Genomic DNA, 20,238 nt, shown 5'->3' on the forward strand with positions numbered 1-20,238 from the left:
ACCCTCTAGTTGTTGTTAGACACGTTTAAAAATCAGGGAGGTATTAATTCCTCCAAAAGCAAAATTGTTACTCATAACTATGTCGGCATGCATATTTCTTGACTGTTTAACAATGTAATCCAGATCGCCACAGGCCGCATCAATTTCATCCAGATTTAATGTCGGTATAAACTGGCTACGCTGCATCATTTCAATACTGAGCCAGGCTTCAATTGCTCCACAAGCTCCCAAAGTATGGCCAAAATAGCTTTTTAAAGAGCTGATCGGTTTTTTACCTAGTACACGTGCTGTAGCCTGAGTTTCCGCAATATCCCCTTGATCGGTGGATGTCCCATGCGCATTCACATAGTCAATCCGGTCTGCTGCAATTTGCGCATCTGACAGAGCCAGCTGGATACAGCGTCCCATCATTTCAGCATCTGGACGAGTGACATGCTGACCATCGGTGTTGCTGCCGTAACCGATGATTTCTGCATAAATTTTGGCACCGCGTGCTTGGGCATGTTGATATTCTTCCAGAATTAAACAGCCTGCGCCTTCACCCACCACCAGGCCATCACGTTTGCTATCGAATGGACGCGGTGTTTTTTCCGGATGTTCATTTTGGCTACTGGTCGCCATCAGCACATCAAACACCGCAGAACCTGCGGCACTGAGTTCCTCGGCACCCCCTGCCAGCATCACAGTCTGCTTGCCATATTTAATGGCTTCATAGGCCTGACCGATCGCCATAGAACCTGAAGTACAGGCACTGGATGTCGGTAAAGTTAAACCTTTCAAGCCAAAATAAACGGTCATGTTGACGGCACTGGTATGCGACATCATGCGGATATACGTGGTCGCATTCAGCTTGTTCATGTTGTTATCAATCAACATGCTGCCAAACTCGCCAATTGCATCGACACTGCCGGCAGATGAACCGAAGGCCACACCAGTTTGACCACTGTTTAAAATCGGGTCATTTAACAGACCGGCATCTTCCAAGGCTTTTTCAGCACAGACCGTTGACATCAGGGCCACCCGACCCATGCCGCGGGTCACTTTACGGTTAAAATGCTTGGGAATGGTATAGGATTCGACCGGACCACCCAGTTTGCTGCGCAAGTCGGTATACACTTCCCAGTCCGGCATGTAACGAATGCCACTTTTGCCCTGTTCAAATTGTGCAAATACCTGATCTGCCGTTTCACCTAAAGAGGTGATTCCGGCCATGCCCGTCACTACCACACGTTTCATCAAATCAAGCCCCCATTGACCGAAATCACCTGTCGGGTGATATAGCTGGCATCATCACTGCATAAAAATTTCACCACTTTGGCGACTTCATCAACCTGCCCCATACGTTGTAAGGGAATCATTTTCAGGGCATGTTCTTTCACTTCTTCAGTGACCATTTCGGTTTCAATCAAGCCCGGTGCTACACAGTTCACGGTAATTTTGCGTTTTGCCAGTTCCAGTGCCAAAGCTTTGGTGGCACCAATCAGTCCCGCTTTTGCTGCACTGTAATTGACCTGTCCCCGATTACCCATCAAACCTGAAACCGAAGATAAAGTCACAATGCGGCCGCCCTGTTTCAGCCGAATCATCGGCATCACCAAAGGTTTAAGTACATTGTAAAAACCGTCCAGTGAGGTCGAAACCACCTCATCCCAGTCGCTATCGGTTAAGGCCGGAAATGCCGCGTCACGGGTTAAGCCTGCGTTCAATACCACACCATAAAATGCGCCATGCTCGGCAACATCCTGTTCCAGCAATTGCAGCACTTTTTCACGTTCATTTACATCAAATAACAGTGCATGGCTGGCTTGACCTAAAGCACGGATTTCTTCAACCACCTGTTCGGCTTCTTGTTGTCTGGAGCGCGCATGGACGGTGACATCAAATCCAGCCTGTGCCAGTTGCAAGGCAATGGCTTTACCAATTCCACGGCTTGAGCCTGTTACTAAAATTCGTCTACTCACACTGTATCCTTAAGTTCTTCTTTCATTTCTGGCGGCTCAAATACACTCAACATGGCACTAAAGCGATGTTCCCGGTATTCAATTTCACATTGAAACTGCCCCAGCCCCTCATGTAAATAACCTTGTTCCGCTTTAATCCTGACGGTTTCACCTAAAGCAAAATAAGGCACAGGCAACTGCATTTTACGCGTACCCAATAAAAAACCAATTTTAGGCTGCAAACCTGACATTTTCCCTTTATGTCCTGCATAAACACTAATGGTCTGTGCCATCAGTTCAATACTGCTCCAGGTCGGCAAGCCTTCCGCTTCACAAAACATCAATTCGGGACGAATCACCAGTTCGGCAATGGCAAAATTGTCACTGGCTTCAATCAGATGATCGACAAACACCATCGGCTGTTCATGCGGGATAAACTGTATTGCATCCATCATTTCAATTTTGTTCCAAAAATTAGGCTGATATTGCTGCCGCCAAAGGCAAAAGAATTACTCATGACATATTCTATCGGTTGTTGCAACTGCGCATTCAGCACATAGTTGGCTTCATCCAGTTCCGGATCAATACTGCCTGAATGATGCAGCGGCAACCAGGACTGATCGGCTAACACCTGCTGGCAAATTACAGCTTCAATAGCTCCAGCGGCTCCCAGACAGTGCCCGGTTTTATGTTTGCTGCTGCTGATCGGTACTTCATATTGCTGGAATACCGTCTGCACGGCTTTGATTTCCATGGCATCATTTTGCGGCGTTGCCGTTCCGTGCATATTTAAATAGCCAATCTCACTGGCGCTAATACCCGCCATATCCAGCGCCTTTTGCATGGCTTCGGCAGCCCCTTTGCCTTCCGGATGCGGTGCAGAAATATGCCAGGCATCCATCGATTCCCCGGCTGACATCAGCATCACAGGGGCGGTTTCTTTGGACAATAAAAACAGTCCCGCCGCTTCGCCAATATTGATACCATCGCGCTGTGCACCACAGGGCTGACACAGACCATTGGACAGGCTTTCCAGACTGTGAAAACCATTCAGAGTCAACCGGCACAAGGTATCAACACCACCGACCAGCACCGCATCTGCCAGACCGGCATTAATCAATCGCTGTCCTGCCGCCATGGCTTTGGCACTGGAAGAACAGGCCGTGGAAATGGTGTATGCCGGACCTTCCCAGCCCAGATACATCTGTAGACCTTTGGCCAGACTACCCATTTCCTGTTTATAGTGATTAATTTCAATTTTTCTGTGATGGTTAAAATACTGTTTCAGCAATATTTCATTGTCAGCAATGCCGGAGGTCGATGTGCCGAGAATAATTGCCAGACGTTTGCGATCAAACTGCGCAGTATAATCTCGGATTTCGCTTTCGATTAAACTTAACGCCGTTAAGGCAAAACGTAGATTACGCGAATCGACATCCTGCAGAAATGCGGGAACAGTTTCGATTAAAGGCTGCTGATAGGCGCCTACCCAGACCTGTTTTTCTGGAATAAATCCTGAACGAAGGCTCAAGGTATTTTGCTGCGTGGTCAGCGCCTGTCTGATCTGTTCAGCGGTATTTCCGAGTGCAGATAGACCGGCACTCAACTGAATGCCGACTGCAGGATATTGTGTGATTTTATCGCCCATGCTCATCCCCCTTATTCAGTGCTTTGCACATCTGAGTTTTCCCCCTCTGTGCTGGTCAGGCCTTCGCTGATAGGACTGATGACCATCTGGTACGGCACCTGCAGATTGTTCAGCTCAATGGCCCCGTCCTGCTGTTGAATATTCAGCACATACTGCTGATTGATCCATACTTTCTGGGTCTGAGCCGAAGTTTCAATACGGACATTCTGCTGCAAGCGGGCAAAATCCGGATAGGTGGCATATAAAATATCGCGCACCACAAACTCAAATGGCAATAGCTTCATTGGTGCAATGCGCTGTTCGACATCAACCTTGCGGCCATCAAAACTGAGCTTGAATAACTGCTGCCCGGTCAGGGTCAAAGCCAGCATTTCCAGCTTTTGACCTTTTTGTTGCTGATACAGTAAAAAGCTGAAACTGTGTTCTTTCCATTGAATTTCTAACTGATCCTGACGCTGGTAGTTTTGTGCAGTCCAGGCAGCAGTTGTCAGACCTGGTGCTTGAGGCAGCATGGACTGGCAGCCACTACATAGCAGGACTGCAGCGAGCAAAATCCCCGTCCATTTCAGTTTCATTCTAGGCACCGTTCATCTCAACGTGTTGTAACTGCGGATCACGGCAATATTCTGCCAGCGTGCTTAAACGCTTTTTGGCATTTTTATAAATTGGATTGCTGCTGTCCCAGGCATAGCCGGCCAGTAAGGAAGAGACCATGCGGCGGATTTTATCATCCTGATTTTTCGAGAACACCACATCCTGAAATTCACCGCTATACCACGACTCGACATAGGCACGGAACACCTGAATACCGGCACGTAGCGGTTTTTCATATTGCTCCGTCCAGTCGACCGGCTGTCCTTGCAGCTGCTGATCAACCAGCGGAATGGCCAGACTGGCAGATTTCAGGGCAATGGTCACACCAGAAGAAAATACCGGGTCGAGGAATTCACCGGCATTACCCAATAAAGCATAGTTACGCTGGGCCAGATGTTTGACATCGGCAGAGTAGCCCACCAGGGTACGCACCGGCGTATCAAATTTGACCTTGCGCAGCACATGCGATAGGCTTTCTTCATCTGCCAGAATCCGCGGCAACAAGGCATCCAGATCATAATCGGCACTGCCATCAAAGCCATAGCGTTCAAAGAAATCCTGCTCGGCTACGACCCCGAAAGAGCAACGACCATCAGCAAATGGAATCAGCCAGTACCAGGCACGTGGGTCTTTGGCATGTACCGTAATCAGGATTTTTTCCCGGTCAAATTCCGGGTCATCCAGAATGCCATCTTCAATATGAGTAAACACGGCACGACGTACCGGAAAATCGGACGGGCTTTCCAGATCGAGAAATTTCGGCAGGATGCGGCCAAAACCGCTGGCATCGAGTAAAAATTTGCCTTGAATCTGATAGACCTGCTGCTGTTCGTCTTTAACCGTTAAAATCGGATGTTCGGGCTGAACATTGACATCTATGACTTCATGGCCAAAGCGAATTTCGGCACCATAGTTTTCTGCCTGTTGTGCCAGCAAATGGTCAAAATTGGCACGGCGCACCTGCCAGGTGGTACCGGGACCGTCGCTAAATTTCTCTCGGAAATCATAAAAACTGCGCTGCTGCCCCTTTAAAAAAGCCGCGCCATTTTTAAACTGGAAGGCAAACTGTTCGACATGCTCACGCACCGTATCCAGCAATCCGGCTTCCTCTAAAAAAACCATCGATTGCGGCAGTAATGATTCGCCAATGGAAAAGCGTGGAAAATGCTGTTTTTCGATGATCGTGACCTGATAGCCTTTCTGGCGCAGTAATGCTGCTGCCGAACTCCCCGATGGCCCTGCGCCAATAATCAATACATCTGTGTGTTGCATGGTGCTCATTGCACTGTACCTTATTTTTTCAGCTCTTTGGCTGATACTGTTGAAGCACAACATGTTTGGCATCGGATGATGTAAACAATGTTGCATAGATAAATGAAAAAATAACCCCAAATAAAACCGTCAAACCAAAGCAGTGAATGGCATAAGTCTGGCTAAAGGATAATAACCCGAAACCTAATAAGGTCGACATCATACATAGGAATAAGGCCATGCCAACTACTTGTGGATGATCATGTCCATGGCGGTAAAAAATGGCATAGTCCACCCCAATCCCGATAATCAGGAAAGTGCCCATAATGCTGAACAGATTGATTTCCACTCCGAGCCAGGCCTGAATGGCGAAGGTGGTCATTAAAGCCAGACTGACCGGTAACACCAAAGGCAAAATCGACTTCAGCCCATATAGGATGCCCAAACCAATCATCAGGCAGACTAAGGCAGAAAGCAGCAACCACTGTGCCTGAATACGGTGTTGCTGGAACAGTTCAGACAACTGGTTCACCGGACGCAATAGCTGTGCCTGCGGACTATTCAGCTGTTGCAAGGCAGCCACATCATGCACATTTTGCAGCAGCACCAGACGCTCGGTTGGGCTCATTTGTAAAAAAGCCAAAGGATGCTGGCTCATTTCAGCAGGACTGAGTAGAGGCTGCCGGGCCAACTGTTTTTGCCAAGCCAGTACTTCTACCGGATTGAGCTGCAATGCAGCAGCGTATTCATTTAAGGCGCTGGCTGGAATGGCTTGCAGTAACTGGATATTGTGTTGCTGCTGCGCTTTAGAGGGTAGCCATTGACCTAAAGCCTGAACACCTTCCAGCTTGTTTTGCGCCTGTAACACTTGCAGTTTTTGCAGCAATTGCTGTTCATTCTGTTCCAGCTGCTGCACCGTATCGCCATGCACCACAAAGTATTCGCTGCTTTGCTGCTGCATAAAGCGTTCACGCACATACTGGTCTTCCTGTTTCAGCTGTTGATCCATACTTTGCAAGTTACGGATATCATCATTGCTTTGCAGCAACATCAAACTGCTGCCGGTGACGACCGTAATCACAGCGATCAGGCCATAACGCAGCCCCTTTCTGGCCTGAATAAAGGTTCGAGCTTGGCCAATAAAACTTAGGCGGCGAATCGCCGGTTCAGCATTTAATGCCGGCAGTCTTGGCAACAATAAAATGCTGGTGATCCAGGCCGCAGCCAGCCCCACCATTGAGAAAACAGCAATCTGCCTAAAGCCTGGAAATGGGGTAAAGCTGAGGAAAATATACGCCACCAAGGTGGTCATCAGGCCCATAAACAGGCTGGGCAACAGCGGTTTAAGTACGGCAAAACCGTCAATATGCCGATGCTGCGACTGCATGGCCATAAAGTAAAAGGAAAAGTCGACACAGACCCCGACCAGACTGGCACCAAACACCAGGGTCATCAGGTGAATTTCCCCAAACACCGCATGGGTGATGGCAAAGGCCACCAGACAGCCGGTGCCTACGGCAATCATTTCCGTGAGCATCGGACGAACCGAGCGGAAACCAAACAGCACCAGGAAGAAAATCCCGATGGTCGAACCCACCCCAATGGTGGAAATCTCTTTTTCTGCCGAGGTGGTACCGAACTGGGCAAACAGCAAGGTGCCGGTCCAGTGCGGCTCAACCTGCATCTGTTTCAGTTTTAAATTTAACTGCGCAATCCATGCGGCAGTTTTTTCCTGATAATCAATATTGTAAGGGCTATTTTTGAGCTGCAAAACGATAAGGCGGGAAATGCCCTGCTCATCACGAATGGTGGCAAAACCATCTTCCAGGGTAATATCCGGGTTCGCCTGTAAACCGGATAAGCTGACAGCATAACGTGGAAATAATAAGAGCGGATCTTGTTGTAACAGCTCTGCTGTGACCGGCATACCCGGGCTCATGATCTGCAACAGGCCCTGTTCGTTCAGCGCGGTATAATCCTGTTGCTCCAGCAGCTTTTGATCTGTGGATGACAGCAAACCGGCACGATGCTGATACAACACTTGGGCAAACTTGTCACTGTCCAGCTGTGCATGTAACGGTTGCCATAAATCCGTTGCCGCCACGCTTTGTTTAAAAGTCGCTGTGGCTTTGTCTAAAGAGGCATCATCTTTAGCATTCAGCACAACAAAGACTTTGTCATTCAGCTGCTGACTGACATATTGCTGCGCCCGTTCCAGCCGCGGGTCATGGTGGGCTTCCGGCAATAAGGCAAAGATATTGGTTTGAATATGAATGTCTTTTTTCAGCCATGCGCTACCCAGCGCAATGGCAATCACGCAGAGTACAAGTAGCCACAGTGCGGTAAATTTATTTTGCCAGTTGGAAAAGTGCATTTTCCTCAGCCGTTAAGGTTTGGGGTTGGGTGGTTTGCTGGCTAAAGCGAATGCTGGTGCTGTTATTGGCTTTCTCGCGAATCACAATACGGTCCACATAACGCTGCCCTTGTGCATCGACCCGGACAAACAGTTTTTTAAATAAACTGCTTTTCGGGGTTAAGGCCACATTCCACTGTGCCGGACTATAACTGGCCGAAACAATATTGAAGTTTTTGGCCAAAGCCGCTTCATTCCCCGACATCAGCTGCAGGAACATAGTCGCGACCGAACCATAAGGAGATTTATCAATTTCAATCTGGCTATAGGTCCGCTGGGTTTTTTGCACCAGTTTCCGTGGGGTCACAATCAGGTCGGCCTTGACCGGACTTTGGATTTTCCAGATCACGCCCTGCGATTTGGAAAATAACACCGTGCCTTTGGAGACAAAGGTTTTGTTCATGCTCGCCAGTTTTTTTTGCTGTTCAAAATTGGCCCGCACCGTTGGTGTTTCGGAAAGTTGAGCAAAGATCTGTCTGAGCTGCGGATTTTGTGCATGTACTGCTTGTGACAGCAACATGATCAGCGACAGCAGTCCTGCCAGGAATAATCCTGCTGCACGTGGTAGATTGAAAGATATCATCTTGCTTTATTTACTCCGGCTTAAACTCAGACCAGGCATTTAAACGCTGCAATAAAACTTGCGGCGACTGGAAACACATTTCGCGGCTTTCTATATGGACCGCCACTTGCGTGGTATAGCCTTTGGTAAGCCTTTTTCCACTTTCGGCATCAAAAATCTGGTATTCGATTTTCAGACGGTTTTCCCATTCTTTTAAAATGGCGCGCACCCGAATTTTCTGCTCAAACAGGATGCCATGCGCATAACGCACATGACTTTCAATCACCGGCCAAGCATAGCCGGAATCACGCATCTGCTTATAGTTATACTGAAACTGGTCCAGCAACTTGCAGCGGGCAATTTCAAAATACTTTAAATAATGCCCATGCCAGACCACGTCCATGGTATCCACATCATGAAAGGGCACTTCAATCATTACATCAGCATGCATCGTCTGTTTCCCATCACGTTTAGCGAACAAGTCCACAGTTCAATAATTGCAGATTTTCCAGTCGGTCGACCAGTTGCTGCAACTCCTGCTGCAATGGCCGGTCTTCCACCACATAATCAAAAGTCTTTAATACCCAGGCCTTAAATGTGGCGAGGACTTCAGACAATTTTCCATCCAGAGTTTTTAAATGAATGGCCTGTACACTGGCACAGCACAATGCTGCAATCACCTGTTCGGTCAATACAATCACACGGCTGGCATCACGTGCGGCAATGGTACCCATACTGACCTTGTCTTGGTTATGACATTCGGTCGAGCGCGAGAAAATCGAAGCAGAAAGAGTTTGTTTCAAGGCTTCTGCGGTCCACGCCGACACGCCAATCTGCACCGCCTTAAAGCCATGATTCAGCGGTAGGCGCTCATCGGTTGCCCCAGTCAGATTACGCGGCAAACCGTTATTCATTTTATAGTCCACCAGTTGCGCCAATTGACGGTCCATGAGGTCGGCAATATTGGCGATCATGATTTTCAGGCTGTCCATGGCCTGGGCAATGTGACCGCCATAGAAATGCCCGCCGTGCAACACACGCAAGTTCACCGGATCAATCAGCGGATTGTCATTGCTGGAATTCAGTTCATTTTCAATAAACTGGCGCAGCCATACTTTAGAATCTTCAAATACGCCAATAATATGCGGTGCGCAGCGTAGCGAATAACGGTCCTGCAGGCGTGAACTTTGATGTTCAGTCTGTACTTCACTGTTCAGCCAGTCACGCAGCTGTGCGGCAATATTTTGCTGGCCCGGATGCGGTTTTTGCGCAAAAAGTACTTCATCAAAATGGCTCGGATTACCTTCTAAAGCCAATACATTCAGCGCGGTAATACAGGTACTGGCCAAGCTGATCTGTTCGGCTTTTTTATAGTTCAGGCAGGCAATTGCGGTCATCACTGCTGTACCGTTCATCAGCGCCAAGCCTTCTTTGGGACGCATCACTAGGGGTTCTAGGCCTTTTTCTGCATAGACCTGACTGACCGGAACAATCTGTCCCTGATCATACACATCGCGCTCACCGACCAATGCGCCGGCAATATAGGACAATGGGGTTAAATCGCCACTGGCCCCCACCGAACCTTCAGAAGGAATCACCGGAATCACGTTTTCATTTAACATCCACACCAGACGTTCCAGCAGCGCATGCGAAACCCCGGAATAGCCACGTGCCAGCGAGCACAGGCGTGTCACCACTACTGCACGTGCGCTAATTAAATCCAGATTTTGTCCCAGACCACAGCCATGGAAACGCGATAAATGCAAAGGCAGTTCATTGACCTGATGCGCAGGAATTTCCACCAGGCAGGAATCGCCATAACCGGTGGTCACGCCATAAATCACGCCTTCATCCTGCAACAGTTGATCCAGAAAATCAGCACCGCGCTGAATCAAATTGTGCCACTCATTCGAGTCCGGTAAAGCCACGCGTTTTTCCTGACGTGCGACTGCCACCACATCTTCAATTGAAAGTGGATGTTCCCCAATAACTAAAACTTGCATTAATCTTTGTTCCAAAAATTATAAAAATTAAACCATTGATACGGCGCACGAATACAGTGCTGCTCAAGGAGTGATACATATTCACGGATGGTCGTTTGCATGGCTTGCAGACGGTTGTTACGCGGAAAATTCAGTTGTTCAGCAATCGAATGGATATGTACTTCAAAATGAGTACCGACCCGATAACAGAACACGGCCAGCACTGGCACTTTCAGCAAACTGGCCAAAATCCAGGCCCCTTGCGGCCAGTTCGCCTGTTCAGCTAAAAATGAAACGGATTGAACCCGGTCTGACTGCACCGGTACGCGGTCTGCTGCCACAATCACCCATTCACCCTGATCAAGTTTTTCCTGCAAAATCAGGGCAGTTTCAATACCCAGTTCATCCACCGAGATCAAATTGACATCGGCATGATGATTGAGTTTTTTCAGGAACTGGTTAAATTTGGTAGCATGTTTTTGATAGACCAGCACATTAATTTTTTGTGGATATTCCGACTTGATCGCCCGCAGCAACTCGATATTGCCAAAATGCGACACCACAATGACAGCCCCCTTTTGATAGCGGGCACGAAAATGCTCATGACCATGCAACTGTAATTGCTGCTCGGGAATATTGCCCAGCCAGCCTTCAATTTTATCCAGAATACATTCGCCAAACTGCATAAAATGCTGATAACTATGGGTCAGACTCGGCGTATGCGGAAATGGAGAGTTTTGACCGGCAAAATGGTGCAATCGGGTCAAATATTGCATTGAAGCCTGACGTGCTGCGATCGCAAACAGCCAATACCACAAAATAATAAAATACAGCAATATGCGACACAGCCATCGCCCGCCTACGCGATAGAAAGCCAACATCAAAGTCAAAGGTAACATACCACCACGTTCTTTGATGTCATTCCATTGGGTCGGGTTCAGATCAGCCACAGCATCAACCTTGCATTTTTTGTCGCAATAATTGCGGCAAACGAATGAGCATCCCACCCAGCAATTTGGCATGGGTCTGACTCATTCCCCAGTTGTCACGCCAGGCGTTGAAATGGGAAATGCCATCTTCCGGATAAATGACTTTGGTCGGCACATTGATAAAAGATACATTGGCCCATTTCAGACGCACCAGAATCTCGCTATCAAAGCCCATACGCGGCTGAAACTTTGCCGAATCCAGCACCTGAATGGTAGGTGCTAAGGGATAGACCCGGAAACCACACATGCTATCCTTGATATCCAAAGACAAGCTGTTAATCCAGACCCAGATATGCGTAGCATAACGGCCATAAAGGCGTTTTTTCGGCACCGATGCATCAAAAACTGGCTGACCGATAACCATCGCATCCGGGTGTTGCTGGGAAATTTGCAGGAATTTTGCCACATCCTGCCAGTCATGCTGACCGTCAGCATCGAGCTGCAAAGCATGACTGAAACCGAGCTTGTGGGCATGGCGCAAACCAGTGATGACAGCCTGTCCTTTGCCCTGATTATGCGTGTGTTCAACCAGATCAACCAATGAATGTTGTGCTGCAATATCATGTAACAGCTGGGTACATGCGGCATCACTGCCATCATTCACCAAGATGATCGGCATTTGAAACTGGTCCAGATGAGTCACTAACGCCTCAATATAATGAGGATGGTTATATACCGGAATGACAAAACAATGCTGCATAAATCGTCCTTTTTAAGCAGGTTCGGTAGGTATATGAAACAGCAATCGACCAGAGGCCAAGGTCTGCTCTGCATGGCAAAGCTCAAAACTGACTTTGTGCAATTTTCTGGTCAATTTCAGTTGCAACACCATATACGGTTGAATCAGGTCCTGAAATTTTAATTGCTCAAAACCGTTACACCATTCCAGCTCTGCCCAGCTCTGACGGGCAAAATGCTGGATAAAACCGATTTGTCCTACACCCGGAAAAATAGGTTTGCCGGGGAAATGCCCTTTAAAACATTCCAGCTCAGGTGAAAACTCCAAACGATAGCTGACCTGCTCTGACTCATGGTGCTGTTCCAGTACTATAGGCAACAACATCGGCTGAAATAAGGATTTCATGTAGTGTTTATTCAGCTTGGATTGGGCATTTTGCGGTAATTGTGTCAAAAAACGCCACTGTCTTGGAATGGCAATGCCTTCCAGCTTGGCCTTTAACTGTGCTTTGATGGCTGCCACATATTGTGCTTTGGAGCCTTGCTGTAACTGCAATCTGGCCTGCTCTGACAATACCGCAACACAGGCTAAAATCTGACGATGTTCCCGTTCAAGAATCAGCACATGACACTGTACGATGTCATCCAGCTCGATAATTTTCTGCTCGATGGCATCCAGACTTAAACGTTTTTCTTCCAGTTTGACAATCCGGTCCAAGCGACCCAATAAATGAAATGGACTTTTCAAATTGCCCGGCTCAATGACTTCGACCTGATCGCCAGTAAAAATCCAGTCTGCACTAAAGGCATGATTGGTTCTGACCTGAAGTTCCTGCTGTTCGCTGGCCTGAATATCGACATTGGCAAAAGGCATCCACAAGGCATCATCTTGCTGGCGATGGGCAATGCCGCCGGTTTCCGAACTGCCAAACACTTCAGTAATCGGCTGGTTCAGATACGGCCGTACGCCGGATTCCAGTTTCCCGCCGGATGAATAAACGGTCAGGCAATCTTGCAATACAACATCACGGGTCCAGCGCTTTAACAGGGCCGGACTGGAAATCACGTAGTTATCGAGCTTGAAAATACTGAGTTTTTTCTGGATGTCGGCCACATCTTCCGGAAAGGCCAACTGTGCCTGATAAAAACAGCGACCGCTTGCCAGTGGCCAGAGCAACTTAAACAGTAGGCCATAAATATGCTGATGGCTCACTGTAGCAATGGCAATGGCTTGTTCAGGCAACTGAAAACTGGCATCCAGTCCCTGCACTTCATTGAGCAACTGGCGCAAGCTGCGTGGAATTTTCTTCGGCTGTCCAGTTGAACCGGAAGTGTAAAAATAGATTTGTGCATGATTTAAAAAGGCATCATCCAGGTTTAATTCAATATTTGGATTTTGTGGAACTAGGACGGGCTGGCGCTGCAAAAAATAAATGTTCTGTTCAGCCAGTTCTTTTTCTAAGTCACTGACCCGGTGCGGAGGTAGTAATACCTGTTTTTTGGCCAGCAGTGCCGCAAACAGCAGTACTAAAAACTGGTAACTGTCAGGTTCCCAAAGTGCCCAGCTGTCCTGTGCAAGTAACTCAATGGCCTGGCTTTGTTGTATCACATCCTGCCAAAAATCCTGAAAGCGGACTGGGCTTAAATCAGGCTGAATGCACAGTGGTTGTAGTGAATGAAGATGACTTTGAAAATGACACAACATAATATTCTGTTTTTATTCCTGAATTTGATTTAAGCGCTGTTGCCGCTTACGCAAGATAAATTCGCCCAGTAATAGTAGCCCCATCAACACATAGGAAATAAAGCCGTTATACAGCACCCAAGTCTGCATGGAAGCAAACAAGACTGTCGCCAAGGCAATCAAGGCATTCAATACAAAAAAACCGCACCACACCATGGTGACTTTACGGGTCCAGATCACACCCGCTTCGGGTAAATCTGGTTCAGCCAATCGGGCAAAACGCTCAATCATGGACGGTGGACGGATTAAGGTCGAGGCAAAAATCATACATGCCCCGACACTCATCAACACCGGATACAGTTTTAGCCAAGCATGATCTTTTAAAATCAGGCTCAAGCTACCACACAAAATGGCAAAGCCGGTTAAAGGCCACAGCAAGGCATTGCCCTTACTGAACAGGCGCAAGAGTCCCAAAACAATCAGCAGGCTGCTGACCCAGACATATTGTCCATGGGCCAGGCTATAGCCCACTAAAAAGGGATAAAGAAGCAAGCCAATTGCCACTATCCCTTTCAAGAGCCATTTCATGCAGCAGACATGTTCTGAATTACGGTTACCACATCCTGCACCGTACGGACATTTTTAAAATCTTCAGGATTGACCTGCTTGCCGGTCAGTTCCTTGATTTTGACCACCAGATCAATCGCATCAATACTGTCGACATCCAGATCGGTGGCTAAATTTGCATCCAGCTGCACATCTTCAGGGCTAATTTCAAACAGATCTTCCATCCATTCTCTAAGTTTTTCCAGTACTTGTTCCTGAGTTAGCATGACTACCTCTTATACCTGTTGCTGTGCTTCAACCAAAGCAACCAGGCTCTGAATTGATTTAAAATGTTGTTTGGTTTCGGCCGATTCAGCATTCAAATGAATGTTGTAACGCTTTTTCAAAGCTAGGCCAAGTTCCAGGGCATCAATAGAATCCAGACCCAAACCATCGCCAAATAAAGGGGCATCGGTATCAATATCTTCTATGCTGATGTCCTCAAGGGCTAGAACATCAATAATCATTTGCTTTAATTCATCAGCAAGATTGCTCATTTTTTAGATAACTCTTGGTTAAAAAATTGGTGTAATTGATGATTGAGCTGACGCACATTTTTTGGATTTACGCTGGCATCTTCCAAAAGATCATCGACTTGAATGGCATCCAGTACCTTCACCTGAATATGAAAGGGCTGTGAAGGAATGTGATACCACTTTTCATTCTTGGTTAAGGTTGAAGGGGTACAGCTAATCAGCACCGGACGAATCGGCACATTGGCGCGAATGGCAATATTGGCCGCCCCACGCTGAAACTCATTCAGCAACTCCCCTTTGGCGGTCCGTGTTCCTTCCGGAAAAATCAGCAGCGATGCCGCCTGGTCCTGCCGGAGCTTTTCCACGCAGTCATGAATAAATTGCTCAGAACCGGCATTTAAAATATAACCGGCACTCTGTACCGGACCTTTGGTAAAGGGATTCGACCACAGTGCTTGCTTGACCACACAGTTGGCCTGCTCCATCAGCCCGATCAGCACCACCACATCCACCAGTGTCGGATGATTGGCAATCACCAGTTCCTGCTGACTGTGCTGTAATTTTTCCAGCCCCTCGATGTCATAGGTCATAATTCCCAGCTTGACCATCATTTCGGTAAAGCCCTTGAAACTATGCTTAATCACCTTTTGCGCACGCTGCTGACGCAAGTCCGGATTGCGGGTCGATAAATTGACCAAAGGGGCAACCAGTCCGCCAATGGCCACACCGCCAATACCAAAACTGGCAAAACTAAACCCGGTTGCGCCCACACGCCACAGGTAGTTGGCTTTTTGTTTAAGTTGATCTGGTTTTAACATGTTTGCCACGCCTGAATATGCAGGGGAACTTGATTCTGTGCAGATTGCTGCCAGAAATCATGAAAATTGTGTGCATCTTTATATTTATGGCAATGATTGCCTAGTGCTTGCATATCCAGTTGCAGGTTGGGTACGTCAAGGCCAACAATTGCCGACATGGCAAAGGCTGTAAAAGGCTCAGCTTCCTGATAAAGTGCCGGTAATGCCTCGTCATAATACACCACCAGAACGCGTGGATTGGGTTGCGTTGTGGTTTTTAACCAGGCATAGGCTTCAATCAGCGCTTCACTCCACGAAGCCGCCAGACTGGTCGACGGGGTCGCATCCTGACACAAAATCGAATACAACCCGGCAATCGCATTATGCACCGAAGTGGAAAACTGGGTGGGTGATGGCGTCTGATCTTGCAGCACATCGGCCAGAATGTTTAAAGTTTTATGTTCATCGCCATATTGCGAAGCCCAAACAATATAATCTGCCCGTTCAGCATTCAGCGATTGAATGGCACTGCTTAAAGCGAGTTTGGCAATCCCTGACAAACGTCTGCGCTGCATGGCTGGAATTTGTTCTAAGGCGGCAACGGTTTCATCGGCACGACTTATGCACAGTTGTGACACATTGATTTGAAGCATTGCCCTAATTTTCCATACCCAAAAATATTTTAGCTCGAGGCTATTTTAATTGGCGGGATTATAGCATTTGTAATAAAAATTACACAAAACGTATCTTGTATAAGATCAATTATTTAAATTTATATTTTTGATTTCATTGTTTATTTTATTTGAAAACCCTTAAAAAATTGATCAAACATAAAAAAACCAGCAACAGGTGTTGCTGGTTTTTATTGCATCAGTGCAATGTTGAATTAATTTCCTTGTACCAAACGGCGCGCACTGATAATGCCTGGCTGTTGTTCCAAACGTGCCAAAAGACGTGATAACTGGGCCAAACCTTTAACCTCAATCAACAGTTTCATATTGGCAATACCATCCGCTTCAGAAATGGTATTTACCTGACGAATATTGATCTGATCCGAGAAAATCACTTGAGTCAGATCCTTGAGCAGACCGCGACGGTCATAGGCTTCCACCACAATCTGTACACTCTGGCCACGGGTCGGCTGCATTTCCCAATCCGCTTCGACGGCACGTTCAGGTTCCTGAGAAATCATGCGTACATAATCCGGACAGGCCACCTTGTGAATACTGACGCCACGATTCAGGGTAATATAACCGCCAATCGATTCGCCATGCACCGGCTGACAACATTGGGCAATATGCAGTTCCACATTGTCCAAACCATCAATTAAAATGCCGTGTGCCGACAAGGTATGACTGGCACGCGGATTCAAGGTCGGTTTGAGTACCAGTTCAGGCTCGTCCTGACCGATATGCATATGACGGTTAACCTGATTGATCAAGGAATGCAGGCTGATATCGCCATTCACCAGACCAATCAGAATGTCTTCACCCAACTTAACATTGAAGTGATTGCAATAGTCACTTAAATCAATACTTTTCGGGTGAATCGCCAGACGTGAAAGCTCTTTATTGAGAATTTCACGGCCTACTTCCAGATTTTTACTGCGGTCTTGCTGCCTGAACCAGTGACGTAACTTATCCCGTGCCCGGGCGGTTTTAATGTAGCCTAGTGAATTGACCAACCAGTCCCGGTTCGGCTCGCGATCTTTCTTGGTTAAGATTTCAACCTGCTCACCGGTTTTCAGGGTATAGGTCAGCGGCACATAGCGCTGGTTCACCCGTGCGGCATAGCACTTGTTCCCCACTTCGGTATGCACGTGATAAGCGAAGTCCAAAACAGTCGAACCACGCGGCAACTCTTTAATATCGCCATCGCGGCTAAACACATAAATTTTTTCAAAGCCTTCAAAGTCTTGAATCTGTTCAAAATTTTCTGGCTCATCCTCTACTTTATGCGCACTGGCATCATTGCGTTCCTGATAATGTTCCAGTACGGCACGCAATGAATGTAAACGATGATTGAAGGAATGATCGGTATTTTTGGCACCTTCTTTATAGTTGAAGTGCGAACACACCCCAAGCTCGGCTTCCTCATGCATATCCTTGGTACGGATTTGCACTTCAAGCGACTTGTTCTCTGCAATCACGGCAGTATGCAATGAACGGTAGCCATTGGCTTTGGGATTGGTAATGTAATCATCAAACTGATGCGGAATATGGCGCCAGATTTGATGCACAATGCCCAAGGAGTGATAACACTCGGGTACGGTTTTAACCAGAACCCGCACCGCACGGATATCGTACAGCTGGTCAAAGCTTAAGTTCTTGCTTTTCATTTTTCGATAAATCGAATAAATGTGCTTCACCCGTCCGCTAATTTCGGCTTCAATTCCATGGCTGGCCAGTTCAGTTTTCAGCTTATCAATCACAAACTGAATGTACTGCTCACGCTCCAGGCGCTTCTCATTCAGCAATGAGGCAATTTCTTTATAGCGCTCCGGGGCCAGATAACGGAAAGCGAGATCTTCCAGCTCCCATTTAAGCTGGGCAATTCCCAGACGGTGTGCTAAAGGCGAGTAAATGGTCAGAATTTCACGTGCCACCCGCTCCTGACGTTCTCGAGAAGCTTGAGTCAGTTCACGCAAGGCATAGGTACGTTCGGCCAGCTTGATCAGCACCACACGAACATCTTCGGTCACGGCAATCAGCATTTTATAAATGCCGCTTAAATGTTCGCGCTGGTTGTTATTAAAATGATCTTCTAGACGCTTGTTCTTTTCAATCAGCTCGGACAGCTTACCCATCGCCAGTGTCCCTTGCACCAGACTATAGACTTGCTCACCAAAATGTTGCTGTACTTCTTCCAGCGTCATCACGCCTTCACGAACGCTACGATATAGCATTGCGGCAGACAAGGTCGCCTCATCGACATGCAGATGCGCCAGAATATCGGCCATTTCAATGCCGGTATAAAAGGTATTGGAACGATGGTTGACCGTACTTTGCAGTTCTTTCTGCAAAGTTAAATGCGCTACATCTTCGAGTTGTTTTAGCGCCGTATCATCTAATATGCCACGAACCCGATTTAACCATTCAGCCAAATCTTGTTGGGCTTGTTCGGCATGTTCTACAGTCGCTTCCTCCGACAACTCATTGAGACGTCCAGGAAGCTGCTCACGTACTGTGACCATACCCTACTCCTACTTTTTTACACTTCATATTATAAATCGTTTATTTCGTTGTATTTTTCGAATAAGGCAATAGATTCCACATGTCCCGTATGGGTAAACATATCCATTACCCCAGCCTTTTTTAATCGATAACCATGTTTTACCAGCACTCCCGCATCTCGCGCCAGTGTGGCAGGATTACATGACACATAAACGATTCTTTTTGCACCAAATTTGGGCACATAATACATTATTTCCTCCGCCCCTGAGCGTGGAGGATCAATCAATAATGCATCAAATCCCTGATTTGCCCAAGAATGATGCGCAAAATCTTTTGTTAAATCTTGTGAATAAAATTTTACGTGACTTATACCGTTTTTCTCGGCATTTTCTGCACCACGTTGAACCATTTCCTCACTTCCTTCAACAGCAACCACTTGTCCGGTTTCACCGACACAACGCGCCAAGGGTAAAGAAAAGTTTCCTAAACCACAAAACAGGTCGAGTACACGCTCACCTTGCTGCAATTGAAGCAAATCACATGCCAGCTTCACCATCTGCGGGTTAATGGTGGAGTTGACCTGAGTAAAATCAAGCGGATTAAAGCCAAATTTCACATCAAATTCGTCCAAAGCATAATGCAAACGCATCGCCGCGGCCGGATCATCGACACGATGCAAACTGTCGCCCCCTGCAGGCTGCAAATACAGTTGCCACTGTCTGTTTAACGCAAACTGTTTTAATTGGTTGACATCATCGGATGACAATTTTTCAGTATGGCGCACCAGCAGTGCAATATCCTGATCCCCCATGGCCAATTCTACATGACCAATCGCTGCTTTGCCCTTTAGACTTTGGAGTAGTTGTTTCAGTTCGGTCATGGAGCCAAATTCACGATCCAGCACCATACAGCGGTCAATCGGCGTCAGCTTATTGCTTTGGCGTTCACGAAAGCCCACCACCAGCTGCTCTTTGGCTGGAATATAACGCACACCGATACGTGCTTTACGGCGGTAGTCTTCACGTTGTGAGCGTAAAGGTGCCAACCATTGTTCAGGCTGGATGCCGGCAAAATGTTCCAGATGCGACTTCAAGACATCCTGTTTCAGTCGAATTTGTTCATCTTGCTGAATATGCTGCATATTACAACCACCACAAACACCAAAATGCGGGCATTGCGGCTGAACACGCAAATGTGAAGGCTCGCTCAGGATCTCTACGCAATCGGCTTCTTCTAAACGTTTCACCACATGGGTAATTTGTGCTCTAACCGTCTCCCCCGGCAAGGCATATGCAATAAAAACTTTTTTACCGTGCTTGTCACTCGGATGATCGGGATGCGATCCATAGTGCGCGATTCCCCGTCCTTCATGTGAAAGAGACTCAACCTGAAACGTATAAATCGGATGCTGAGCTGGACGTGGCTTGGTTCTATGTTTCATGAAT

20 protein-coding genes are annotated in these 20,238 nt (G+C 47.2%); all 20 read right to left on the reverse strand.

Annotated features, from left to right (window positions below):
* Nucleotides 1-15 precede the first annotated feature (15 nt).
* Nucleotides 16-1,236 carry a beta-ketoacyl-ACP synthase gene (locus tag FTT87_RS03780; protein WP_180174419.1) on the reverse strand — a complete coding sequence of 407 codons (1,221 nt, stop codon included), beginning with the start codon at nt 1,234-1,236 and terminating at the stop codon, nt 16-18.
* Nucleotides 1,236-1,961 (reverse strand): 3-ketoacyl-ACP reductase FabG2, encoded by a 726-nt coding sequence (locus FTT87_RS03785; protein WP_086195841.1) that lies wholly within the window; start codon nt 1,959-1,961, stop codon nt 1,236-1,238. The genes FTT87_RS03780 and FTT87_RS03785 overlap by 1 nt, the downstream gene beginning before the upstream one ends.
* The gene (locus tag FTT87_RS03790; RefSeq protein WP_180174420.1) at nt 1,958-2,395 is read right to left on the reverse strand and encodes a 3-hydroxylacyl-ACP dehydratase; all 438 of its coding nucleotides are present in this window, start codon (nt 2,393-2,395) and stop codon (nt 1,958-1,960) included. Before FTT87_RS03790 ends, FTT87_RS03785 begins: the two co-directional genes overlap by 4 nt.
* Nucleotides 2,392-3,588 (reverse strand): beta-ketoacyl-[acyl-carrier-protein] synthase family protein, encoded by a 1,197-nt coding sequence (locus FTT87_RS03795; protein WP_180174421.1) that lies wholly within the window; start codon nt 3,586-3,588, stop codon nt 2,392-2,394. The genes FTT87_RS03790 and FTT87_RS03795 overlap by 4 nt, the downstream gene beginning before the upstream one ends.
* A gap of 11 nt (nt 3,589-3,599) precedes the next feature.
* On the reverse strand, nt 3,600-4,163 hold the full coding sequence (locus FTT87_RS03800; protein WP_180174422.1) for a DUF3261 domain-containing protein: 564 nt from the start codon (nt 4,161-4,163) through the stop codon (nt 3,600-3,602).
* A gap of 1 nt (nt 4,164) precedes the next feature.
* The gene (locus FTT87_RS03805; RefSeq protein ID WP_180174423.1) at nt 4,165-5,463 is read right to left on the reverse strand and encodes an NAD(P)/FAD-dependent oxidoreductase; all 1,299 of its coding nucleotides are present in this window, start codon (nt 5,461-5,463) and stop codon (nt 4,165-4,167) included.
* A gap of 19 nt (nt 5,464-5,482) precedes the next feature.
* Complete coding sequence (locus FTT87_RS03810; protein WP_180174424.1) at nt 5,483-7,807, reverse strand: MMPL family transporter; 2,325 nt, start codon at nt 7,805-7,807, stop codon at nt 5,483-5,485.
* Entirely contained in the window at nt 7,782-8,366 is a 585-nt protein-coding gene (locus FTT87_RS03815; protein WP_373423496.1) for an outer membrane lipoprotein carrier protein LolA, read from the reverse strand. The genes FTT87_RS03810 and FTT87_RS03815 overlap by 26 nt, the downstream gene beginning before the upstream one ends.
* A gap of 73 nt (nt 8,367-8,439) precedes the next feature.
* Nucleotides 8,440-8,859 (reverse strand): thioesterase family protein, encoded by a 420-nt coding sequence (locus FTT87_RS03820; RefSeq protein ID WP_180174426.1) that lies wholly within the window; start codon nt 8,857-8,859, stop codon nt 8,440-8,442.
* A gap of 19 nt (nt 8,860-8,878) precedes the next feature.
* Nucleotides 8,879-10,411 (reverse strand): histidine ammonia-lyase, encoded by a 1,533-nt coding sequence (hutH, locus tag FTT87_RS03825; RefSeq protein ID WP_180042764.1) that lies wholly within the window; start codon nt 10,409-10,411, stop codon nt 8,879-8,881.
* Complete coding sequence (locus tag FTT87_RS03830) at nt 10,411-11,289, reverse strand: acyltransferase (RefSeq protein ID WP_227609617.1); 879 nt, start codon at nt 11,287-11,289, stop codon at nt 10,411-10,413. Before FTT87_RS03830 ends, hutH begins: the two co-directional genes overlap by 1 nt.
* A gap of 55 nt (nt 11,290-11,344) precedes the next feature.
* Entirely contained in the window at nt 11,345-12,079 is a 735-nt protein-coding gene (locus tag FTT87_RS03835; RefSeq protein ID WP_180042766.1) for a glycosyltransferase family 2 protein, read from the reverse strand.
* Nucleotides 12,080-12,091: 12 nt separating this feature from the next.
* Nucleotides 12,092-13,762: an AMP-binding protein gene (locus tag FTT87_RS03840; RefSeq protein WP_180174427.1), complete on the reverse strand. Its 1,671-nt coding sequence runs from the start codon at nt 13,760-13,762 to the stop codon at nt 12,092-12,094.
* A gap of 12 nt (nt 13,763-13,774) precedes the next feature.
* Nucleotides 13,775-14,329, reverse strand: a complete 555-nt coding sequence (locus FTT87_RS03845; RefSeq protein ID WP_180174428.1) for a septation protein IspZ — start codon at nt 14,327-14,329, stop codon at nt 13,775-13,777.
* Nucleotides 14,326-14,574: an acyl carrier protein gene (locus FTT87_RS03850; RefSeq protein ID WP_166171369.1), complete on the reverse strand. Its 249-nt coding sequence runs from the start codon at nt 14,572-14,574 to the stop codon at nt 14,326-14,328. Before FTT87_RS03850 ends, FTT87_RS03845 begins: the two co-directional genes overlap by 4 nt.
* Before the next feature lie 9 nt (nt 14,575-14,583).
* The gene (locus tag FTT87_RS03855; protein ID WP_086195854.1) at nt 14,584-14,844 is read right to left on the reverse strand and encodes a phosphopantetheine-binding protein; all 261 of its coding nucleotides are present in this window, start codon (nt 14,842-14,844) and stop codon (nt 14,584-14,586) included.
* On the reverse strand, nt 14,841-15,650 hold the full coding sequence (locus tag FTT87_RS03860) for a lysophospholipid acyltransferase family protein (RefSeq protein ID WP_373423493.1): 810 nt from the start codon (nt 15,648-15,650) through the stop codon (nt 14,841-14,843). The genes FTT87_RS03855 and FTT87_RS03860 overlap by 4 nt, the downstream gene beginning before the upstream one ends.
* A complete protein-coding gene (locus tag FTT87_RS03865; protein WP_180080714.1) occupies nt 15,635-16,273 on the reverse strand; it encodes a beta-ketoacyl synthase chain length factor in 639 nt (212 codons plus the stop codon). Before FTT87_RS03865 ends, FTT87_RS03860 begins: the two co-directional genes overlap by 16 nt.
* Before the next feature lie 233 nt (nt 16,274-16,506).
* A complete protein-coding gene (locus FTT87_RS03870) occupies nt 16,507-18,813 on the reverse strand; it encodes a bifunctional (p)ppGpp synthetase/guanosine-3',5'-bis(diphosphate) 3'-pyrophosphohydrolase (protein ID WP_180174429.1) in 2,307 nt (768 codons plus the stop codon).
* A gap of 29 nt (nt 18,814-18,842) precedes the next feature.
* The gene (gene rlmD / locus FTT87_RS03875) at nt 18,843-20,234 is read right to left on the reverse strand and encodes a 23S rRNA (uracil(1939)-C(5))-methyltransferase RlmD (protein WP_180174430.1); all 1,392 of its coding nucleotides are present in this window, start codon (nt 20,232-20,234) and stop codon (nt 18,843-18,845) included.
* Nucleotides 20,235-20,238 lie beyond the last annotated feature (4 nt).

It is taken from the genome of Acinetobacter sp. YH01022 (genome assembly GCF_013420235.1).
Lineage (GTDB): Bacteria > Pseudomonadota > Gammaproteobacteria > Pseudomonadales > Moraxellaceae > Acinetobacter.

Bases quoted from the DNA above. Each gene is read 5' to 3' on its own strand.
- FTT87_RS03820 (WP_180174426.1), bottom strand. From the start codon at position 8,859: ATGCATGCTGATGTAATGATTGAAGTGCCCTTTCATGATGTGGATACC.
- FTT87_RS03850 (WP_166171369.1), bottom strand. From the start codon at position 14,574: ATGCTAACTCAGGAACAAGTACTGGAAAAACTTAGAGAATGGATGGAA.
- FTT87_RS03790 (WP_180174420.1), bottom strand. From the start codon at position 2,395: ATGATGGATGCAATACAGTTTATCCCGCATGAACAGCCGATGGTGTTT.
- FTT87_RS03795 (WP_180174421.1), bottom strand. From the start codon at position 3,588: ATGGGCGATAAAATCACACAATATCCTGCAGTCGGCATTCAGTTGAGT.
- FTT87_RS03815 (WP_373423496.1), bottom strand. From the start codon at position 8,366: ATGTTGCTGTCACAAGCAGTACATGCACAAAATCCGCAGCTCAGACAG.
- FTT87_RS03780 (WP_180174419.1), bottom strand. From the start codon at position 1,236: ATGAAACGTGTGGTAGTGACGGGCATGGCCGGAATCACCTCTTTAGGT.
- FTT87_RS03855 (WP_086195854.1), bottom strand. From the start codon at position 14,844: ATGAGCAATCTTGCTGATGAATTAAAGCAAATGATTATTGATGTTCTA.
- hutH (WP_180042764.1), bottom strand. From the start codon at position 10,411: ATGCAAGTTTTAGTTATTGGGGAACATCCACTTTCAATTGAAGATGTG.
- FTT87_RS03845 (WP_180174428.1), bottom strand. From the start codon at position 14,329: ATGAAATGGCTCTTGAAAGGGATAGTGGCAATTGGCTTGCTTCTTTAT.
- FTT87_RS03840 (WP_180174427.1), bottom strand. From the start codon at position 13,762: ATGTTGTGTCATTTTCAAAGTCATCTTCATTCACTACAACCACTGTGC.
- FTT87_RS03810 (WP_180174424.1), bottom strand. From the start codon at position 7,807: ATGCACTTTTCCAACTGGCAAAATAAATTTACCGCACTGTGGCTACTT.
- rlmD (WP_180174430.1), bottom strand. From the start codon at position 20,234: ATGAAACATAGAACCAAGCCACGTCCAGCTCAGCATCCGATTTATACG.
- FTT87_RS03805 (WP_180174423.1), bottom strand. From the start codon at position 5,463: ATGAGCACCATGCAACACACAGATGTATTGATTATTGGCGCAGGGCCA.
- FTT87_RS03870 (WP_180174429.1), bottom strand. From the start codon at position 18,813: ATGGTCACAGTACGTGAGCAGCTTCCTGGACGTCTCAATGAGTTGTCG.
- FTT87_RS03830 (WP_227609617.1), bottom strand. From the start codon at position 11,289: ATGTTACCTTTGACTTTGATGTTGGCTTTCTATCGCGTAGGCGGGCGA.
- FTT87_RS03800 (WP_180174422.1), bottom strand. From the start codon at position 4,163: ATGAAACTGAAATGGACGGGGATTTTGCTCGCTGCAGTCCTGCTATGT.
- FTT87_RS03865 (WP_180080714.1), bottom strand. From the start codon at position 16,273: ATGCTTCAAATCAATGTGTCACAACTGTGCATAAGTCGTGCCGATGAA.
- FTT87_RS03835 (WP_180042766.1), bottom strand. From the start codon at position 12,079: ATGCAGCATTGTTTTGTCATTCCGGTATATAACCATCCTCATTATATT.